This is a genomic window from Kitasatospora sp. NPDC051853 (assembly GCF_044452665.1).
In the GTDB taxonomy this organism is placed as follows: Bacteria; Actinomycetota; Actinomycetes; order Streptomycetales; family Streptomycetaceae; genus Kitasatospora.
This window is the reverse complement of the sequence record NZ_JBITBY010000002.1, coordinates 831,734-851,009: the sequence shown is the minus strand read 5'-3', so window position 1 is coordinate 851,009 and position 19,276 is coordinate 831,734. Positions and strand designations below refer to the sequence as shown.

Genomic DNA, 19,276 nt, shown 5'->3' with positions numbered 1-19,276 from the left:
GTGCGTGGAACGGGCTGGCCCCTGCCGCTGGGCAAGTCGGCAGAGCGGGCCACCGACCCTCACCGCCACGGGAAGAGACGTACCCCCGTACGTCTGGCCGGTGGGGGTCACACCAGGCTCCCCAGGGCCGCCGGCGTTCCTGACTCGGTGCCCCTGGGGCTTCAACTCCCGTCCCAGGCAGCTCATTCACATGATCATCTGGGGCGGGTCTCTCGCACCACTGCACGACCCTGCGCGCTACCTGCGCCGGTTCTACCCACTATGAGGAGTCGCCAGCATGGGCACACCGCTGAAGTCCCCGCCCCCGGGCCCCGGGCCGATGCCGCCGGACACCAAGAAGACCGCCACGCAGACCACCTGACGACCAGCGATCGAGAGGAACACCGACATGGGCAAGCACGGAGATGGCAAAGGCGGAAGCTCCGGAGACAAGCAGCAGTCCCCGAAGGAGTCCGACGGGCAGTGGAACAAGCCGATCCCGCCCGCACCGAGCAAGTGAGCGAGTCATAACTCATGGACAATTACGCGCAGTTGCTCGCTGACCTGACCGAGGCGGGCGCTCTGGGCGAGGAGTGGCGGGGCGCGTTCGAGCGCGCCCCGCGCTCTGCCTTCATTCCGGACACCGTGTGGATCGCCGATAGCGACGCCGCGACCGGCTACCGCCGACTTACCCGCGCTGCCAACCCGGCGGAGTGGTGGGCGTTGGCGAACGCCAACGACGTGGTTGTCACGCAGGTGGACGACGGGACCGACGACGGCCCCGGGGTGGCAACATCCTCCGCATCCATGCCGTCCCTGGTCGCGTCCATGCTCCGGTACCTGGACGTGAGCGAGGGGCACACCGTTCTCGACATCGGAACCGGCACCGGGTGGACAAGTGCCCTGTTGTGCAGCCGACTTGGTGACGAGGCCGTGACCACCATCGAGGTTGACTCGGCCGTGGCCGCCGAAGCCGCCGATCGGCTCGCCAAAGCAGGGTTCGCCCCGACCTGCACTGTCGGCGACGGACTCGCTGGCTGGACGGGCGGAGCCCCTTACGACCGAATCCACTCGACGGCAGCCGTTCAGCACGTGCCTCCCGCGTGGCTGGAGCAGACTCACCCCGGCGGCGTGATCGTGACTCCCTGGGGCACGCCGTACGCCAATGCGGGGCTACTGCGCCTGGTGGTCGGCGAGGATGGCGAGCCGTCGCACGGCCGGTTCGTCGGCAACGTCAGCTTCATGTGGATGCGGGCCCAGCGACCGCACCGCGTGAGCGGCCCGACCCGGGGCCCCGAGCGCCGGAGCGCATCCCCAATGGACCCGGACCTAGCCCTGGAGGATGTGAACGCGGCCTTTGCCATCGGCATTCAGGTCCCTGGCGTCCGGTACGAACACGCCTGGGACGAATCCGACCCCCACGGCACGTACCGCATGCAACTCTCGGACGGCGGTGAATCATGGGCGTCCGTCCGGTACAGCCGATGGGATGCAGAGGACGCCGTTCACCAGTCTGGGCCCCGCCGACTCTGGGACGAGATCACAGCGGCCCGCCTGTGGTGGCTGGAGGAAGGCAAACCCGAACTGATCCGCTTCGGGATGACCATCAGCCCGGACGGTACCCAAGCCGTCTGGCTGGACCAACCCGGTAACCCCGTCCGTTGACCAGTGTGGGCCTGACCTCGCCGAACCTTCCCCAGTAGGTCGGGCAATGTGCTCAACTTGCCTTACGGCAAAGTGAGTTACCGCTAATTGCCTGCATGTCAGGCGAGTAACCTAAGGGATGTACAGTTAGAGCCAGGTGTACCAGGTGACCCCCACCCCGGCGAGCTGCGCGACCTCCTCGCGGCGCAGGCCCGGGGTGCGGCGGCGCGGGCCGGGCGGCAGGCCGACCGACTCGGGGGTGATCCGGGCCCGGCAGGCGCGGAGGAAGGCGGCCAGCTCGGTCCGGCGGTCCGGCGCGGCGGGCGGCGGGGTGCGTTCGTCGAGGACGGTCATGCGCCCATCCTGACGGATCGTCACCCGGTGCCGGCCGGCCCTGCCGGGTGCTGCCGGTACCAGGATCGGCAGGCTCTAACCACCGGTACCCGGCGGCCGGGAGGCTGGTGCCCATGACGGACCTCCAGACCCGCCCCGGGGCCGCCCCGGCGGCGCCGACCCGCCCCGGGCGCCTGCTCGCCCTGCTCCTGCTCGGCCAGTTCATGGCCCTGCTGGACGTCTCCGTCGTGAACGTCGCGGTGCCGACCATCCGGACCGACCTCGGGGCCTCCGGCGCGGCCCTGCAACTGGTGATCGCCGGGTACACCATCGCGTACGCGGTGCTGCTGATCACCGGTGCCCGGCTCGGCGCCCGGTACGGGTACGGCCGGCTGTTCCAGTGCGGCCTCGCGGTGTTCACGGCCGCCTCGCTGGCCTGCGGGCTGGCGCCCGGCACCGGTTGGCTGATCGGCTTCCGGGTGCTCCAGGGGGCCGGGGCGGCGCTGATGGTGCCCCAGGTGATGAGCCTGGTGCAGCGGACCTTCACCGGAGCGGCCCGGGTCCGGGCGCTCGGGCTCTACTCGGCGGTGCTGGCGGGCGGGTTGGCGGTCGGTCAGGTGGTCGGCGGGGTGCTGGTGCAGGCCGATCTGTTCGGCACCGGCTGGCGGCCGGTCTTCCTGGTGAACGTGCCGATCGGGGTGGTGCTGCTGCTGGCCGGGCAGCGGCTGCTCCCGGTGCTGCCGGGGGACCGGGGGCGCGGGTTCGACCTGCCCGGTCTGCTGGTGCTGGCCGCGGCGCTCGGTCTGCTGGTGGTCCCGCTGGTGCTGGGGCACGAGCTGGGCTGGCCGCGCTGGGGGTGGCTGATGCTGGCGGGCAGCGCGCTGCTGTTCGGCGTGTTCGCGGTGCTGCAGCACCGGACCGGGGCCCGGGGCGGTCAGCCGTTGGTGCCGGCCCGGGTGCTCCGTGCGCCGGGGCTGCTGCCGGCCGCCGGTGCCGTCTTCCTGGTGATGGCCGGGTTCGCCGGCTTCCTGTTCTCCTTCGCCCTGCACCAGCAGGCCGGGCTCGGCTACAGCGCGCTGCGGGCCGGGCTGCTCTCCGGCCCGGTGGCGGTCGCCTTCGGCCTCTCCAGCCTCTGCTGGCAGCGGCTGCCGCGGCGGCTGCACCGCTCGCTGCCGGCGCTGGGGCTGGCCACCACGGCCGGGGCGTACCTGGTGGTCGGCGCACTGGCGGGCGGCGGGGCCGGGATCGGGGTCGTGATCGAGGTGGTGCTGCTGGTGGCCGGGCTGGCGGCCGGCTGCGCGTACAGCCCGCTGTTCGCCGCCGCGCTCGGCCGGGTCGATCCGGCCGACGCGGCCGACGGCAGCGGTCTGCTGGTGACGGTGGTTCAGCTCGGCCAGGTGGTCGGGGTGGCGCTGCTCGGCACCGTCTTCCTCGGCCGGGTCTCCTACCCGGCCCCGCCCGCGGACTCCGGCCGGGCGCTCTGGGCGGCGGTCACGGCGGTGGCGGTGGCCTTCGTGCTCGCCGCCGTCCTGGCTCTCCGCACCCGTCGGGCGGTGGCCGCCGGAAGGGATTAGGGAAGTACGCCGGGGAGCGTGTAAAGTAACTGGTGTCGCCGGGGGAAACGCCGGAAAGACACGGGGCTGTAGCTCAGTTGGTAGAGCGCTTGCATGGCATGCAAGAGGTCCGGAGTTCAATTCTCCGTAGCTCCACAGTAGAAAGAGGGCTCCTCTCGGAAACGAGAGGGGCCCTCTTTCGTTTGTCCGATCGCGGTGGGACCTCCGCGGCCGCCCGGTACTGTCTGGGGCATGGCCGACCTGGAGCGCAGACGCAACGAGGAGCTGGCCCGCATCCTGCACCAGCTCGGCTGGAACCCGGAGCGGCTCGCCCGCGAGGTCAGCGCGGTGCTCCCGGCCGGCCTGGCGATCAGCTCCACCGCCCCCTACAAGTGGCGGGACCGGGGCATGGTGCCACGCAGCCCGCACGACCAGACGGTCTGCGAGGTGCTCGGCGGGGCGCTCGGCATCGCGGTCACCTACGAGCAGCTCTGGGGCCGGATGGGCAGCGGCCGGGGCGCCAAGACGCTCTCGCCCCGTCTGCTGACCGACCCGTGGACCGCCGACACCGCCCAGACCGCGCTCCGCGAGGCCGGGGCCGACACCGGCCCGGTCCGGCTGACCGACCTGTTCCGCGGCGACGAACTGCTCCAGGCCGCCAAGGACTGGGCCTCCCCGCCGCCCGAACTGACCGGCGGCGAGGGCGCGCTGCGGATAGCCACCGAGCAGCTGGCCGACCTGCGGCTGGGCTACGAGAGCCAGCAGCGCCTGGAACGGGCCTACGGCGGCGGCCTGATCCTCGGCCTGGCCCGGGCCGAGCTGGACGTGATCGGCAAGCTGCTGGAGCTCGGCGCGTACGACGAGGCGCTCGGCCGGGAGCTGTACGGGGCGGCCAGCCGGACCGCCCGGCTGGTCGGCTGGGCCAGCTACGACCTGGGCAACGACGCGGCCGCCCAGCGGGCCTTCGTCGCGGCGCTGCGCGCCGCGCACGTCAGCGGGGACCCGCGGCTCGGGGTCAGCGCGGTCGGCTGCCTGGCGGTGCAGGCCACCTACGTCTCCGGCGGGCGGGGGCTGGACCCCGTCGCCATGCTCTCCACCGCGCTGCGGGCCGCCGACGAGGTGCTGACGCCCCGTGAGAGGGCGCTCCAGCTGGGCCGGATCGCCCGGGCGCACGGCCGCAAGGGCGAGCAGATCAGCGCCGAGGCGGTGGCCGAGCGGGCCTTCCGGGCCTTGGAGGAGGAGCCGGAGCGGGTCCAGGAGCGGGCCGACCTGGAGGGGATGGTCGGCGAGGCGCACCTCTTCCTCGGCGACCACGGGCAGGCCCAGCGGCTGCTGGCCGGGGCGGTGGCGGTGCTGGCGCCCGAACGGGCCCGGGCGAAGGCGCTGCTGATGGTCCGTCTGGCCGGGTCGTACCGCAGGACGGGGGACCACGAGGAGGCGGCCCGCACCGCCGACGGTGCCCGGCGGCTGGCGGCGGGGATGCAGTCGGCCCGGGTGGCCCGGGCGCTGCGGGAGTTCGACCAGCGGCCCTGAGGGCCCTCACGGTTCTGGCGGGCTGTCAGGAGCGGTCCCGAATACCTTGACAGCCGCCCTTGGGCGGTGCGGTACCCTGTTGGCCATGCGAACCGTGCGCCTGCTTCTTAGCCGGCCGCGCTGACCAGGACCGGCCCGAGGGCCGGAGTCGGCGTGGCGTCCCCTCCTGCGAGGGGCTTTTTTGTTTTCCGAAGCCGGCTGTTCGCGCCGTTCGCGCACTGAGACCCAGATGGAGCCCGAAGGACCATGAGCGAGACGACCCCCGCCGCGGCCGAGGCCGCCGCCACCGAGCCTTACCGCTACGGCGCCGCGCTGGCCGCCGAGATCGAGTCCCGCTGGCAGGACGTCTGGGAGAAGGAGGGGACGTTCGACGCCCCCAACCCGGCCGGCACCCTGGCCGACCCGGCCGCCGGCGACGTGGTCGCCAAGCCGCACAGCTTCATCATGGACATGTTCCCGTACCCGTCGGGCGCGGGCCTGCACGTCGGCCACCCGCTGGGCTACATCGCCACCGACGTGTACGCCCGCTACCAGCGGATGACCGGCCACAATGTGCTGCACACCCTGGGCTACGACGCCTTCGGCCTGCCCGCCGAGCAGCACGCCGTCGCCACCGGCCAGCACCCCCGGATCACCACCGAGGCGGCCATGGACAACATGCGCCGCCAGCTGCGCCGCCTGGGCCTGGGCCACGACTCCCGCCGCTCGATCGCCACGATCGACCCGGAGTACTACCGCTGGACCCAGTGGATCTTCCTGCAGATCTTCGACTCCTGGTACGACGAGGCCGCGCAGAAGGCCCGTCCGATCGCCGAGCTGGTCGCGCAGTTCGAGTCCGGCGAGCGCGAGGTGCCGGGCGGGCGTGCCTGGGCGTCGCTGTCCGGCGTCGAGCGGGACGAGCTGCTGGGCGAGTACCGGCTGGCGTACTCCAAGGAGGTGCCGGTCAACTGGTGCCCCGGCCTGGGCACCGTGCTGGCCAACGAGGAGGTCACCGCCGACGGCAAGTCCGAGCGCGGCAACTTCCCGGTCTTCAAGTCGAACCTGCGCCAGTGGATGATGCGGATCACCGCGTACTCCGACCGCCTGATCGCCGACCTGGACCTGCTGGACTGGCCCGAGGCGATCAAGCTGCAGCAGCGCAACTGGATCGGCCGCTCCGAGGGCGCCCGGGTCGAGTTCGGCATCGACGGTGACAAGATCACCGTCTTCACCACCCGCCCCGACACCCTGTTCGGCGCCACCTACATGGTGCTGGCGCCCGAGCACGAGCTGGTCGACGGCATCGTCCCGGACGCCTGGCCGGCCGGCACCCACGAGGACTGGAAGGGCGGTGCGGCCACCCCGGCCGAGGCCGTCGCCAAGTACCGCGCGGAGGCCGCCGCCAAGTCCGACGTCGAGCGCCAGGTGGACGCCAAGGTGAAGACCGGCGTCTTCACCGGTGCCTACGCGACCAACCCGGTCAGCGGCGCCCTGGTCCCGGTCTTCATCGCCGACTACGTGCTGATGGGCTACGGCACCGGCGCCATCATGGCCGTCCCGGCGCACGACAGCCGCGACTTCGCCTTCGCCCGCGCCTTCGACCTGCCGATGCGCTGCGTGGTGCGGCCCACCGACGGCCGCTCCGAGGACCCGTCGGAGTGGGACGAGTCCTTCGACAGCTACGACTCGGTGATCGTCAACTCCGCCCACGGCGACCTGTCGCTGGACGGCCTGTCGGTGGTCGAGGCCAAGGCCGCAGTCACCGCCTGGCTGACCGGGCGCGGCATCGGCGAGGGCACCGTCAACTACCGCCTGCGCGACTGGCTGTTCAGCCGCCAGCGGTACTGGGGCGAGCCCTTCCCGATCGTCTACGACGAGGACGGCGCGATGCACGCGCTGCCCGCGTCGATGCTGCCGGTCGAGGTCCCCGAGGTGGAGGACTACTCGCCGCACACCTATGACCCGTACGACTCGACCTCCTCGCCGAAGACCCCGCTGTCGCGGAACGAGGAGTGGGTCAACGTCGAGCTGGACCTGGGCGACGGCCCGAAGAAGTACCGCCGCGAGACCAACACCATGCCCAACTGGGCCGGTTCCTGCTGGTACGAGCTGCGCTACATCGACCCGTCCAACGGCGAGAAGGTCGTCGACCCGGCCAACGAGCAGTACTGGCTGGGCCCGACCGAGCAGAAGCCGGGCGGCGGCGCCGACCTGTACGTCGGCGGTGCCGAGCACGCGGTGCTGCACCTGCTGTACGCCCGCTTCTGGCACAAGGTGCTGCACGACCTGGGCCACGTCTCCTCGGTCGAGCCGTTCCACAAGCTGTTCAACCAGGGCATGATCACCGCCGACGTCTACCGCGACGACCGGGGCTTCCCGGTGCCGGCGGCCGAGGTCGAGGAGCGCGACGGCGAGTTCTTCTGGCAGGGCGAGAAGGTCAAGCGCGAGGCCGGCAAGATGGGCAAGTCCCTGAAGAACGCCATCGCGCCGGACGAGTTCGCCGACCAGTACGGCGCGGACACCCTGCGCCTGTACGAGATGTCGATGGGCCCGCTGGACGTCTCCCGCCCGTGGGACGACCGCGCGGTGATCGGCTCGTACCGCTTCCTGCAGCGCCTGTGGCGCAACATCGTCTCGGAGACCACCGGCGAACTGGTGGTCAGCGAGGAGGAGGCCGACGAGGCCACCCTGCGGGTGCTGCACAAGACCATCGACGGCATCCGCGGCGACATGGCGGGCCTGCGCTTCAACACCGCGGTGGCCAAGGCCATCGAGCTGAACAACCACCTGGTCAAGCGCGGTTCGACGCCGCGTCAGGTGGCCGAGCAGCAGGTGCTGATGATCGCCCCGCTGGCCCCGCACATCGCCGAGGAGCTGTGGCGCCGCCTGGGCCACGAGGGCTCGCTGGCGTACGTCGACTACCCGGTGGCCGACCCGGCCTACGTGGTGGACGAGACCGTCACCTGCGTGGTCCAGATCAAGGGCAAGGTCAAGGCCCGCCTGGAGGTGGCGCCGGGCATCTCCGACGCCGAGCTGGAGGCGCTGGCGCTGGCCGACCCGGCCGTGGTCGCGGCGATCGGGGACGCCCAGGTGCGCAAGGTGATCGCGCGCGCGCCGAAGCTGGTCAACATCGTCACCGGCTGACGCTGACGATCCGTCGGGGCCGGTCCTCGGGGTTTCCCTGAGCTGTCCCTGATCTCTCCTCACGGACCCCTACGACGAGGGCTCCACGGCAACCCGTGCGGTTACTGTGGAGCCCTCGGTCGGTCTCCCGGAAGGTGGCTCGTGATGGACGCGCTCGGCGTGGTGGTCGGCCTCGGTGTGCTCTTCGTGGTCGCGCTGCTGATCATGATCACGGTCGGTGCGGTGAAGGCCGGCAAGGCCGCCGCCCGGAAGCTCTCCCAGCAGGAGGCCAACGCCCGGCGGGCCATCGAGACCGCCACCCTGAAGGCCAAGACCTTCGCCAAGCCCGGGGCCCCGGGCCAGATCTCGGCCGTCCGGCTCTCGCTGCGCACCGCCCTCGACTCCACCCGCAAGGTGCTCGCGGCCGGTCTCGCCGAGGACTCCCAACTCGCCGAGTCCCTGCAGCTGTTGACCCGGTTGGACGCCCACGCGGCCGAGCTGGACGGCGAGTTGAAGGCACTGGAGCTGGAGCCCGACGCGGGACGGGTGGCCGACAAGCTGCCCGCACTGCGGGAGCGGGCCGAGCGGATCACGCACGCCGCCGAGTCGATGCGCTGGGCGGCCCAGGACCGGATGCAGCGCTTCGCCGACGACGAGCTGGCGCGGCTGGCCGACGAGTGCGAGACCGAGGCGGGGGCGCTGCGGCACTGGGACACCGGCTCGGCTGCTTCTCCGTCTTCGGCTTCGGCCTCGTCCTCGGCTTCGGCTCCGTCCTCGTCCGCGGCTCCGGCGGGGGGCGCTCCCCGGCCGGAACGGAAGGCGATCAGCAACGACCGGCCGGTCACGGCGGAGCAGCTCCTCGGGCTGGCGGCCGACCTGACACAGCGTCTGCGGAAGTCCTGACCCTCCTCCGGGCTCCCGGAGGCTCCCCGGAGGTTCCCCGGGTGTCCGTGCTGGGGAGGGGGGAGTAACCTCCGCCTCATGTCCCGCCGCATCGCCCTCCTGACCGACTCCACGGCCTACCTCCCCGAGGAGGTGGTCGACCGGCACCGGATCGCGGTGGTCCCGCTGAGCGTGGTGGTCGGGGACGAGGTGCTGGCCGAGGGGGTCGAGATCTCCCCGAAGGACGTCGCCGAGGCCCTGCGGTCCAAGCAGCGCGTCACCACCTCCCGGCCCAGCCCCGAGACCTTCGCCGAGGCCTACCGGGCGGCGGCCGAGGCCGGGTACGAGGCCGTCGTCTCCGTGCACATCTCCGCCGAACTCTCCGGCACCGTCGAGGCCGCCAGGCTGGCGGCCGCCGAGGCGCCGCTGCCGGTGGAGGTAGTGGACAGCCGACTGGTCGGGATGGCGCTCGGGCACGCGGTGCTCGCGGCGGCCGAGGCGCTGGAGACCGCCGGAGACGGGGCGGCCGGGGGCGGGGCGGCCGGGGTCGGGACGGTGGGGGGAGAGGGCGCCGAGCTCGCGGCGGTGGTCGCAGCGGTGGTCGCGGCGGCCTCCGGGCGGGCGGCCCGGACCAGCGGCTTCTTCTACGTGGACACCCTGGAGTACCTGCGCCGGGGCGGTCGGATCGGCGCGGCGCAGGCGCTGCTCGGCTCCGCGCTGTCGGTCAAGCCGCTGCTGCACCTGTCGGGCGGCCGGATCGAGCCGCTGGAGAAGGTCCGTACGGCCTCGCGGGCGATCGCCCGGCTGGAGGAGATCGCGGTGGAGTGCGCGGGTGCGGACGAGGTGGACATCACCGTGCACCACCTGGCCGCCGACGACCGGGCCGAACCGCTGGCCGAGCGGCTCCGCGCCCGGGTGCCCGGGCTGCGGGAGCTGACGGTGCTGGAGGTGGGAGCGGTGATCGGTGCCCACGTCGGGCCCGGGCTGCTCGCCGTGGTGGTCGCGCCGCGCTGAAACGCCCTCGTTCGAGGGACCTTCGCCGTCCACAACCCCGGGTTTTCCACAGGCTGGTGACGCTTCCTCGGCGGGGGTGGCGGCCGGGCCTACGGTCCTGGCCATGAGAACGATGACGCCGGGCGCGGCCCGCCGACGCGAGACCACCGAGACCGTCCGGGGGCGGGTGGCCCACCTCTTCGTGCCCCCGGTCCCGCACCCCGAGGGGGAGCGGGTGGAGCCTCCGGCCGCCGTGTGGTCCGAGGCCTGGGAGAGCCCGCCGGCGCCGTCCCGGCCGGGGGCGTCCGTGGGTGGTGAGTGGCCGGGGTCGTCCGTGGGCGGCGATCGGCAAGGGCAGGGGCAGGGGCAAGGGGCCGCCGGGGAGGTGGCGGAGCGTCAGGGGCGGCCGCGTGCCGGGCCGGAGGGCGCTGCCGTGGTGGGGCGCCGGCTTCCGGGGGTCCTGCTGTTCGACCGGCGGGCGGTGGTCGGGCTGGCCGTGCTGCTCCTGCTTGCCGTCGGCTACGCCGTGCAGCACTTCTGGCTGGGCCGCCCCGGCCGGGTCGCCGTCCCCGCCGTGACGGCGGTGGTCTCCGCCTCCGTGCCGTCCTCGGCCCGTCCGGGTGCCGGGCCGCCGGGGCCGCCCGTTCCGCCGGCGGGCCCGACGGTGGTGGTCGACGTCGCGGGCAAGGTCCGCCACCCCGGTCTGCGGACGCTGCCCAGTGGGGCCCGGGTGGCGGACGCCCTGACCTCGGCCGGCGGCCCGCTGCCGGACACCGCGACCGACGGGCTCAACCTGGCCAGGGTGCTCACCGACGGCGAGCAGATCCTGGTCGGCGGTTCCCCGGCCAACGCCGTCGGCGGCGGGGGAGCCGCCGGGGGAGCCGTCCCGGCCGCCGGGCCGCTGAGCATCAACCAGGCCACCCGGGAGCAGCTGGACGCCCTGCCCGGGGTCGGCCCGACGCTGGCCCAGCGGATCCTGCAGCACCGTCAGGAGCACGGGCCGTTCCGCTCCCTCGACCAGCTGCGCGAGGTCAGTGGGATCGGCGAGCGGAAGTTCGCCGACCTCCGCGCACTGCTCACGCTCTGAGCCCCGTCCGATCGTCCGCCCGCCCGCCCGCGACCGACCCCCGTTCCCGGCCAGGGAGGTGAACCCGTGCCCACCACCGCCACCGCGACCACCGCCACCGCAGACCCCGCCGCGCCGCCCGACCTGCGACTGCTGCTCCCCACCGCCGTGGTCTGGGCGGTCACCGCCACCGTGCTGGGCCTCGGCCCGCAGTACCGGCCGTACCTGCTCGGAGGGGCCCTCCTGCTGGCCGGGGCCGCCATCCCGGCCCTGCGCAGCCCGCGCCGGGCCGGTGCCCTGCTGGCCGCCGTCCTGCTCGCGGCCGGGGCCGCGGCCGCCGTCACCACCCTGCACACCGCCGACCTCCAGCGCGGCCCGATCCCGGCCCTGGCCAGGGCCGCGGTACCTCCGGTGACCGACGCCCCGTCAACTCCCGCCGCCCCGAACGCCCCCGCCGCCGCCCCCGCCCCTGCCGCCGCCCCTGCCGCCGGTCCAGCCCCCGCCCCCGCCGCCCCGACGGTCCTGACCACGGTCGAGCTCACCGTGACGGGCGACCCCGAGCCCCGCTCCTCGCACGCCCGGGGCACCACCCCCGGCCAGTCGCTGCTGGTCGTCGAGGCCACCGTCGACCGGGCCGACGGCGTCCGCACCCGTACGCCCGTCACCCTGATCGTCCGGGCCCAGGACGCCGGGGCCTGGCAGCAGTTGGTCCCGTCCGCCCGGGTGCGCGCCCGGGCCCGGGTGCTGCCCGCCGCCGAGGAGTACCGCAGCACGGCCGCCGCCCTGGTGGTGCAGGGCGGCCCGCAGCTGCTGGCCGGCCCCAACCCCGCCCAGCGGGCGGCCGCCCGGCTGCGGGCCGGGCTGCGGGAGGCCACCGACCACCTGCCCACCGATGCCCGCGGGCTGCTCCCGGGCCTGGTGGTCGGCGACACCACCCGGCTGCCGTCGGAGCTGACGGAGGCGTTCCGGGCCACCGACCTCGGGCACCTCACCGCCGTGTCCGGAGCCAATCTGGCCATCGTGCTGGCCGTCCTGACCGGGGCCTCGGCCACCGCGGGCACCTCCGGCCGGGGCGGGCTGGCCGGGCTGCTCGGCCTGCCGCTGCGCACCACGGCCCTGCTCGGCGCCGCCCTGACGGTGGCCTTCGTGACGGTCTGCCGGCCGGAGCCGAGCGTCCTGCGGGCCGCCGCCACCGGTCTGGTCGGCCTGCTCGCCCTGGCGACCGGCCGCTCCCGCCAGGCACTGCCCGCGCTCGCCACCGCGGTCCTGGTCCTGCTGCTGGTCGATCCGTCCCTGGCCCGCTCCTTCGGCTTCCTGTTCTCGGTGCTCGCCACCACCGGCCTGCTCACCCTCGGCCCGCGCTGGACGGCCGCGCTCCGGGCCCGGGGCTGGCCCGGGCACCTGGCGGGAGCCGTCGGGGCCACCGCGGCCGCGCAGGCGCTCTGCGCCCCCGCCACCATCCTGCTGGCGCCCCGGATCAGTCTGGTCGCGGTCCCGTGCAACCTGCTGGCCGAGGCGGCGGTGGCCCCGGCCACCCTGCTCGGCTTCGCCACCCTCGCCGTCGCACCGCTCGCCCCGGGCCCGGCCCGCTTCCTGGCCGACCTCGCGGCGGTGCCGACCGGCTGGCTGGCCGCCGTGGCCCGGCACGGCGCCGCCCTCCCGGGAGCCCAACTCGACTGGCCCGGAGGCCTGTTCGGCTCCCTGCTACTGGCGGTGGCGACCTTGGCCCTGGTCTGGGCGGCCCGCCCCTTCGGCCGGCGCAGCCGCCCCCGCACCCTGCTCGCGGCGGTGCTGCTGCCCGCCCTCCTGCTGGCCCTGCTCCGGCCGCCGTCCCTGGTCCGGTTGGCCACCGGTTGGCCCCCGGAGGGCTGGCGCTTCGTCATGTGCGACGTGGGGCAGGGGGACATGACGGTGCTCCCGGTGCGCGGTCGGCCCGGCAGCGCGGTGGTGGTGGACGCGGGGCCCGATCCGGTGGCCGCCGACCGCTGCCTACGCCAACTCGGCGTCACGGCCGTCCCGTTGCTGATCCTCAGCCACTACCACGCGGACCACGCCGAAGGGCTTCCGGGCGTGCTGCGCGGCCGCTCGGTGGGCGCGCTCCAGGTCACCACCCTGGACTCGCCGCCGGGCGAGCGGGCCCGTGTACTGGCCTGGGCGGCCGCCGCGCAGGTGCCGGTGCTGACCGCCCGGCAGGACGAGCGGCGCACCGCCGCTCCCGGCCTCTCCTGGCAGCTGCTCTGGCCCGTCGACCCGTTGACCCCGGCCACCCCGGGGGCGAACAACGCCAGCATCGCCCTGCTCGCCACCGTCGGGGAGCCGCCCGACGCTCTGCGGATCGCCCTGCTCGGCGACCTCGAACCACCCGCCCAGGCCGCCCTGCGGGCCCGGGCCGAGCTGTCCCGGGTGGACGTCCTCAAAGTGGCGCACCACGGATCGGCCCACCAGGACTGGGAGTTGACCGCCGCACTGCACCCCCGGCTGGCCCTGATCTCCTGCGGCGAGGGCAATCCCTACGGACACCCCTCGGCCCGCACCGTGGCCCAGCTCGCCGCCCTGGGCGCCACCGTCCTGCGCACCGACCGGGCCGGGGCCGTCGCCGTCCTCGGCGGTCCGGCCACCCTGCACGCCGTCACCCGGGGAGCCGCCGTCCGGAAAGCTGCCGCCCGGGGCGTCGGGCAGGCCGCGGCGTCACCCGGCGGTGCTGAACCGCTCCGTCCCCACCACCCGCAGCAGCTCCAGGTGGTTGATGTCCGCCGTGCCGGGCGGCGGCGTGAAGATCAGCAGCCGCTGGTCCTCGCCGGGGGTGAGCAGGGTCTGGCAGTCGAGGCTGATCGGCCCGATCGACGGGTGGTCGACCAGCATCCGGCTGGTCCGCCGGACGGCCACCTCGTGCAGCTCCCAGAGCGTGCGGAACTCCTCGCTGGCCTCGGAGAGCCGCCGCACCAGCGCGGTCGAGGCCGCGTCCCCGGACCGCCGGGCCACCGCCGCCCGCAGGTCGGCGACGTGCACCCGGCCGAGCCGGTCGTGCTCCTCGGCCGGGTACGCGGCCCGGACGGCGGGGTCGGTGAACCAGCGCCAGACCACGTTCCGCCCGTCCTCCTGGATCGAGCAGACGGTGCCGAACAGCGCGGTGGCCATGGCGTTCTGGGCCAGCAGGTCGCCCAGGTCGCTGAGCAGCTGGGCGGGGGTCTCCTTGAGCTGGTCCAGCAGGTAGAGCAGCCCTGGCTGGACGAAGGTGCCGTACTGGCGCCCGGCCGGCGGCCGGTGGCCGGCCAGCAGGTAGAGGTGGTCGCGCTCGTCCTCGCTCATCCGCAGCGCCCGGGCCAGCGAGGCGAGGATCTGCGGCGAGGGCTGAGGGCTGCGGGCCTGCTCCAGGCGGATGTAGTAGTCGGCCGACATCCCGGCGAGCTGGACGACCTCCTCGCGCCGCAGCCCGGGGGTGCGCCGCCGGGAGCCCGCCGGGAGGCCGACGTCCTGCGGGTTGATCCGTTCTCGGCAGCGGCGGAGGAAGTCGGCGAGTTCGCGGCGGTCCATGTCCATGCGGTCCATGATCGCTGCTCGGCTGACGGTGTACCAGGGACCGCCGGTACCACCCTGGTTGACCCGGCGGCGGCCCGGTGTGCGGCCCCCGCCACGGGGCGGGGGCCGGAACCGGTGGGCCCGGAGCGGGCGAGTCCGGAGCAGGTGGGCCCGGAGGAGGTGGGCCCGGAGCGATCGGGGCCGGAGCGGCGGGGGCCCGAGGGGTGGGCGGCCGAGCGGCCCGGGGCGCTGCGGCTCAGCCCTCCTCGCGCCAGCCGTCCTGGTCGGTGGCCAGCTCGTCCAGGCCGCGCAGCTGGCCCGGGGTCCAGCCGTCCTCGGGGGCCTCCACGGCCACGACCCACTGGGCGTCCTCGGCGTCGTCCTCGCCGGCGAGGGCGTCCCGGGCCACCTCGATCTCGCCCAGGTCGGGCCAGCGGGCGGAGAGTTCCTCGGCCACCTCTTCGGCGGCGTCGCGGTCGGGGAACACAAGCAACTGTCGGGTGTCGTTCATGGTCACGGGGACCATTGTGCACAGCCGTCGAGGTGCTGTCGGCCGCGCATGCGATCCTGGTAGGCGATGGCCAGGAAGAGTGCACCCGATGACCTGCTCGCCCCGCTGACCCTCGCGGTCGGCCAGGAGGAGCTGCTGCTCGACCGCGCGGTCGCGGCGGTGGTGGCCGCGGCCAAGGAGGCCGACCCGGACACGGACGTGCGGGACCTCGCCCCGGGTGGTCTCCAGCCCGGCAGCCTGGCCGAGTTGACCACCCCTTCGCTCTTCGCCGAGCGCAAGGTGATCGTGGTCCGCGCCGCCCAGGACCTCTCGGCCGACTCGGTCAAGGAGGTCAAGGCGTACCTCGACGCCCCCGTCGAGGAGGTCATCATGGTGCTGGTGCACGCCGGCGGGGCCAAGGGCAAGGGCCTGCTGGACGCGGGGCGGAAGGCCGGCGGCCGCGAGGTGGCCTGCGCCAAGCTCACCAAGGCGGGTGAGAAGCTGGCCTTCATCAAGAACGAGTTCCGCACCCTGGGCCGCGCCGCCACCCCCGAGGCCTGTCAGGCGCTGCTCGACTCCCTCGGCAGTGACCTGCGTGAACTCGCCGCCGCCTGCAGTCAGTTGACCTCCGACGTGGAGGGCACGATCGACGAGACGGTGGTCGCCAAGTACTACAGCGGCCGGGCCGAGGCCACCGGCTTCGAGGTGGCCGACCTGGCCGTCACCGGCCGGGCCGCCGAGGCCCTGGAGCGGCTGCGCTGGGCCCTCGCCGTCGGCCAGCCGCCCACCGGCATCACCTACGCGCTGGCCTCCGGCGTCCGCTCGATCGGCCGCCTCGCCACCGCGGGGCGGAACATGCGCCCGGCCGACCTGGCCCGTGAGCTCGGCATGCCGCCGTGGAAGGTGGACCGGGTCCGCCAGCAGATGCGCGGCTGGACGGGGGACGGCGTGGCCGCGGCCCTGACCGCGATCGCCCAGGCCGACGCGGCCGTCAAGGGCGGCTCGGACGATCCGGCCTACGCCCTGGAGCGCGCGGTGGTCGCCGTGGCCCGGGCCTCCCGTGCGAGCGCCCGCCCGTACTGACGGCGGTCCCGCCGCGCACCGCTGACACTCCGTCGGCCCGTCTCCCACTCGGGCCAGTACCTCCCACCCGCCCATCCCGTTCCGACAGCAGCAGCCCCCGAAAAGCAGGTGCGGCCCGCCCGGCCCTCCCGCACACTGGCGCGGAATCCCCAACCCTCCCGAGGAGTCCCCGCGTTGCAGGCTGCTGTCACCGTGTCGCCGTCCCAGGTCCCCGAGTTGCTGCTGGGGCTGGCCACCGTCCGGCCGGTCTTCCTCTGGGGTGCCCCGGGCATCGGGAAGTCCTCGCTGGTGCGGGAGTTCGCCGAGTCGCTCGGGCTGGAGTGCGTCAGCCTGATCGGCACCCAGTTGGCGCCCGAGGACCTGGTCGGGGTGCCGCAGATCACCGAGGACGGGCGCTCCCGGTTCTGCCCGCCGGAGTCGATCGCCCGCACCGAGCCCTACTGCCTCTTCCTGGACGAGCTCAACGCGGCCACCCCGGACGTGCAGAAGGCCTTCTACTCGCTCATCCTGGACCGCCGGATCGGCTCCTACGAGCTGCCGCCCGGCTCGATCGTGATCGGCGCGGGGAACCGCGCCACCGACGGAGCCCTGGCCCGCCCGATGGCCTCCGCCCTGGTGAACCGTCTGGTCCACGTCCACCTCCGGGCCAGCGCCGCCGACTGGCTGACCTGGGCCGCCACCAACGGCGTCCACCCGTGGGTGCTGGACTACCTGACGGACCGTCCGGACCACCTCTGGTCCGCCCCGCCCAAGACCGAGGAGCCCTTCTCCACCCCGCGCGCCTGGCACATGCTCTCGGACGCCCTGCACTCCTTCGGCCCGACCCTGGAGGAGCCGACCCTCAAGGTCCTGGCGCACGGTCTGCTCACCCCGCAGCACGCGGTCTCCTTCAGCGGCTACATCAAGATCGTCCGCAACTCCTACGGCCTGGACGCGATCCTCAAGGGCGACGCCCGCTGGCCGCACCGCCTGGAGGACCGCGACCTGCTCTACTACCTGGCCGACGCCTTCCGCGGCCGGCTGGTGAAGGAGCTCCCGGCCCGCAAGGAGCAGGTCTCCGACTCCCTGCGGCAGACCGCCTACCGGGCCAAGTCGCTGCTGGTCCAACTGGCCGAGATCTCGGTCGAGGTGGCCCAGACGGTGATCGCCGACGGCCCGGACGGCAACCCGGTGCTGCCCTCCTGGTTCCTGATCGAGGCGGCCCGCGACATGCCCCGCCTGGTCGAGGCCCGCCGTTGAGCCGGCGCGCGAACGGCACCAAGGCCGGCACCAGGACCGGTACGAAGGCCGGCACGAAGGCCGGTGCCACCGAGAAGGGCACCCAGCCCCGGGACGTGGCGATGGAGGCCTTCCTGGAGGGCTGGCGGAAGGTCAAGGAGAACCACGCCCTCGCCGCCCTGCCCGTCGACCTCTGCCACGCCGAGGACTGCCCGGACGAGCCGGACGACGGCTGGCTGGTGATCGACTCCGACGGCACCCTGCACCCCAACCTCACGCACCCCCGGATGCGCCACGCCGAACCGGCCGAGTGGGCCTGGGTGCTGGCGCACTGCCTGCTCCACCTCGGCTTCGGCCACCTGCCCGCCGAGCACGGCCGCCGGACCCAGCCGGATGCCCACCGGCAGGCCGCCAACTGCGCGGTGGTGCACCGCTTCCAGGCCACCTTCCCGGTCGGCCGCAGCCCGTTCGAACTCCAGCCCCGGATCCCGCCGGGCGACGAGGAGCAGTTGGCCGCCCGCTGGCGCGAGGAGGGGCTGCCCGCGATCCCCGGCACCGCGGGCAGCAGTCCGGACCAGTTGCTCGTCCCCTGGTACCCCACCCGCCGGCCGCCGGACTGGTCGACGGCCTTCGCCGCCGCGCTGACCCGCACCATGTCCGCCGCGATGGACGTGGCCGGCGGCCGCCGCGACGAACTGACCGGCGAGCGCGCGCCCGAGCGGCCCTGGACCAGGGCGCTCAACTGGTTCGTCTCCAGCTACCCGCTGCTCGGCGGCCTGGCCGCCGGGATCACCCTGGTCGCCGACGCCGAACTGGCCCGCGCCCAGGGCATCTCCGTCGCGGCGGTGAACGCCGAGGCGGGCGAGATCTACCTCAACCCGCTGCGCCACCACAGCGAGGAGGAGTGGCGCTTCGTCCTGGCCCACGAGATGCTGCACGCCGCGCTCCGGCACGGTGACCGCTGCGGCGGGCGGGACCCGTACCTGTTCAACGTCGCCGCCGACTACGTGATCAACGGCTGGCTGCTGGAGATGGGCGTCGGCGAGATGCCCGAAGGGCTGCTCCACGACCCGCAGTTGAAGGGCCTGTCGGCCGAGGAGGTCTACGACCGGATCGTCCGGGACCAGCGCCGGATCCGCCGCCTGGCCACCCTGGCGGGGAAGGGCCGGGGCGACATCCTGGGCGAGCCGCTCGGCCGCCCGCGCGACTACGTCGACCTGGACGACTTCTACCGGCGCGGCCTCCAGCAGGGCTTCGAGCTGCACCGGCGCGGACGCGGGTACCTCCCGGCCGGCCTGGTCGAGGAGATCCGCGCGCTGTCCCAGCCGCCGGTGCCCTGGGACGCGCGACTGGCGCGCTGGTTCGACGAGTTCGTGCCCTCCCCGCAGCCGGTGCGCAGCTACGCCCGTCCGTCCCGGCGGCAGGCCTCCACCCCCGGCATCCCGCGCGCCGGGCGGTACCACCCGCCCGAGGAGCTCGCCCGCTGCACCTTCGGCGTGGTGCTGGACACCTCCGGATCGATGAGCCGTCAGCTGCTCGGCAAGGCGCTCGGCGCCATCGCCTCCTACGCGGCCGCCCGTGAGGTGCCCGCGGCCCGGGTGGTGTTCTGCGACGCGGCCGCGCACGACGCCGGCTTCCTGCCGACCGACGACATCGCCGGCCGGGTTCGGGTGCGCGGCCGCGGCGGCACCGTGCTGCAGCCCGGTGTCGACCTGCTGGAGCGGGCCGAGGACTTCCCGCCCTCGGCCCCGGTGCTGGTGATCACCGACGGCGAGTGCGACGTGGTACGGATCCGCCGCGAGCACGCCTTCCTGGTCCCGCAGGGCGCCGCGCTGCCCTTCACCCCGCGCGGCCCGGTCTTCCGCCTGCGCTGACGGGGCG

12 protein-coding genes, 1 tRNA gene and 2 pseudogenes are annotated in these 19,276 nt (G+C 74.2%); 12 read left to right on the top strand and 3 right to left on the bottom strand.

Going from position 1 to position 19,276, the window contains the following annotated elements; translation table 11 throughout:
- Positions 1-513 precede the first annotated feature (513 nt).
- Complete coding sequence (locus ACIA8O_RS08550; protein WP_396292836.1) at positions 514-1,644, top strand: methyltransferase domain-containing protein; 1,131 nt, start codon at positions 514-516, stop codon at positions 1,642-1,644.
- Positions 1,645-1,773: 129 nt separating this feature from the next.
- On the opposite strand, the pseudogene ACIA8O_RS08545 reads toward ACIA8O_RS08550, so the two are convergent.
- Positions 1,774-1,977, bottom strand: a pseudogene (locus tag ACIA8O_RS08545) (transcriptional regulator); the annotation flags it as partial.
- Positions 1,978-2,090: 113 nt separating this feature from the next.
- On the opposite strand from ACIA8O_RS08545, the gene ACIA8O_RS08540 reads away from it, so the two are divergent.
- The 8 genes and pseudogenes from ACIA8O_RS08540 to ACIA8O_RS08505 all read left to right on the top strand — a co-directional run.
- Entirely contained in the window at positions 2,091-3,530 is a 1,440-nt protein-coding gene (locus ACIA8O_RS08540) for an MFS transporter (protein ID WP_396292834.1), read from the top strand.
- Between the two features lie 62 nt (positions 3,531-3,592).
- Positions 3,593-3,665: transfer RNA gene (locus ACIA8O_RS08535), tRNA-Ala, on the top strand.
- A 96-nt stretch (positions 3,666-3,761) separates the two neighbouring features.
- Positions 3,762-5,042, top strand: coding sequence for a hypothetical protein (locus ACIA8O_RS08530; RefSeq protein WP_396292832.1), 1,281 nt, complete (start codon positions 3,762-3,764; stop codon positions 5,040-5,042).
- 246 nt (positions 5,043-5,288) lie between these two features.
- On the top strand, positions 5,289-8,165 hold the full coding sequence (gene leuS, locus ACIA8O_RS08525) for a leucine--tRNA ligase (protein ID WP_396292831.1): 2,877 nt from the start codon (positions 5,289-5,291) through the stop codon (positions 8,163-8,165).
- Between the two features lie 144 nt (positions 8,166-8,309).
- Positions 8,310-9,047: a hypothetical protein gene (locus tag ACIA8O_RS08520; RefSeq protein WP_396292830.1), complete on the top strand. Its 738-nt coding sequence runs from the start codon at positions 8,310-8,312 to the stop codon at positions 9,045-9,047.
- A 78-nt stretch (positions 9,048-9,125) separates the two neighbouring features.
- Positions 9,126-10,040 (top strand): DegV family protein, encoded by a 915-nt coding sequence (locus ACIA8O_RS08515; protein WP_396292829.1) that lies wholly within the window; start codon positions 9,126-9,128, stop codon positions 10,038-10,040.
- 364 nt (positions 10,041-10,404) lie between these two features.
- The gene (locus tag ACIA8O_RS08510) at positions 10,405-11,106 is read left to right on the top strand and encodes a helix-hairpin-helix domain-containing protein (protein ID WP_396292828.1); all 702 of its coding nucleotides are present in this window, start codon (positions 10,405-10,407) and stop codon (positions 11,104-11,106) included.
- 66 nt (positions 11,107-11,172) lie between these two features.
- Positions 11,173-13,185: pseudogene (locus tag ACIA8O_RS08505) on the top strand (ComEC/Rec2 family competence protein); the annotation flags it as partial.
- A 588-nt stretch (positions 13,186-13,773) separates the two neighbouring features.
- On the opposite strand, the gene ACIA8O_RS08500 reads toward ACIA8O_RS08505, so the two are convergent.
- Both ACIA8O_RS08500 and ACIA8O_RS08495 read right to left on the bottom strand, forming a co-directional pair.
- Positions 13,774-14,625, bottom strand: a complete 852-nt coding sequence (locus ACIA8O_RS08500) for a helix-turn-helix transcriptional regulator (RefSeq protein ID WP_396292827.1) — start codon at positions 14,623-14,625, stop codon at positions 13,774-13,776.
- Positions 14,626-14,860: 235 nt separating this feature from the next.
- Positions 14,861-15,115 carry a hypothetical protein gene (locus ACIA8O_RS08495; protein ID WP_396292956.1) on the bottom strand — a complete coding sequence of 85 codons (255 nt, stop codon included), beginning with the start codon at positions 15,113-15,115 and terminating at the stop codon, positions 14,861-14,863.
- A 66-nt stretch (positions 15,116-15,181) separates the two neighbouring features.
- Here ACIA8O_RS08495 and holA point away from each other — a divergent pair, with 66 nt between their 5' ends.
- The 3 genes from holA (at position 15,182) to ACIA8O_RS08480 (ending at position 19,269) form a co-directional block, all read left to right on the top strand.
- Positions 15,182-16,177: a DNA polymerase III subunit delta gene (gene holA, locus ACIA8O_RS08490; protein ID WP_396292826.1), complete on the top strand. Its 996-nt coding sequence runs from the start codon at positions 15,182-15,184 to the stop codon at positions 16,175-16,177.
- A gap of 174 nt (positions 16,178-16,351) precedes the next feature.
- Positions 16,352-17,416 carry an AAA family ATPase gene (locus tag ACIA8O_RS08485; protein ID WP_396292825.1) on the top strand — a complete coding sequence of 355 codons (1,065 nt, stop codon included), beginning with the start codon at positions 16,352-16,354 and terminating at the stop codon, positions 17,414-17,416.
- Positions 17,417-17,517: 101 nt separating this feature from the next.
- Complete coding sequence (locus ACIA8O_RS08480) at positions 17,518-19,269, top strand: VWA-like domain-containing protein (RefSeq protein ID WP_396292955.1); 1,752 nt, start codon at positions 17,518-17,520, stop codon at positions 19,267-19,269.
- The last annotated feature ends 7 nt before the right edge of the window (positions 19,270-19,276 follow it).

Excerpts from the sequence above, each read along its gene's own strand:
- ACIA8O_RS08515 (WP_396292829.1), top strand. The coding sequence starts at position 9,126 with ATGTCCCGCCGCATCGCCCTCCTGACCGACTCCACGGCCTACCTCCCC.
- ACIA8O_RS08495 (WP_396292956.1), bottom strand. The coding sequence starts at position 15,115 with ATGAACGACACCCGACAGTTGCTTGTGTTCCCCGACCGCGACGCCGCC.
- ACIA8O_RS08530 (WP_396292832.1), top strand. The coding sequence starts at position 3,762 with ATGGCCGACCTGGAGCGCAGACGCAACGAGGAGCTGGCCCGCATCCTG.
- ACIA8O_RS08550 (WP_396292836.1), top strand. The coding sequence starts at position 514 with ATGGACAATTACGCGCAGTTGCTCGCTGACCTGACCGAGGCGGGCGCT.
- ACIA8O_RS08480 (WP_396292955.1), top strand. The coding sequence starts at position 17,518 with ATGGAGGCCTTCCTGGAGGGCTGGCGGAAGGTCAAGGAGAACCACGCC.
- leuS (WP_396292831.1), top strand. The coding sequence starts at position 5,289 with ATGAGCGAGACGACCCCCGCCGCGGCCGAGGCCGCCGCCACCGAGCCT.
- ACIA8O_RS08500 (WP_396292827.1), bottom strand. The coding sequence starts at position 14,625 with ATGGACATGGACCGCCGCGAACTCGCCGACTTCCTCCGCCGCTGCCGA.
- holA (WP_396292826.1), top strand. The coding sequence starts at position 15,182 with ATGGCCAGGAAGAGTGCACCCGATGACCTGCTCGCCCCGCTGACCCTC.
- ACIA8O_RS08540 (WP_396292834.1), top strand. The coding sequence starts at position 2,091 with ATGACGGACCTCCAGACCCGCCCCGGGGCCGCCCCGGCGGCGCCGACC.
- ACIA8O_RS08520 (WP_396292830.1), top strand. The coding sequence starts at position 8,310 with ATGGACGCGCTCGGCGTGGTGGTCGGCCTCGGTGTGCTCTTCGTGGTC.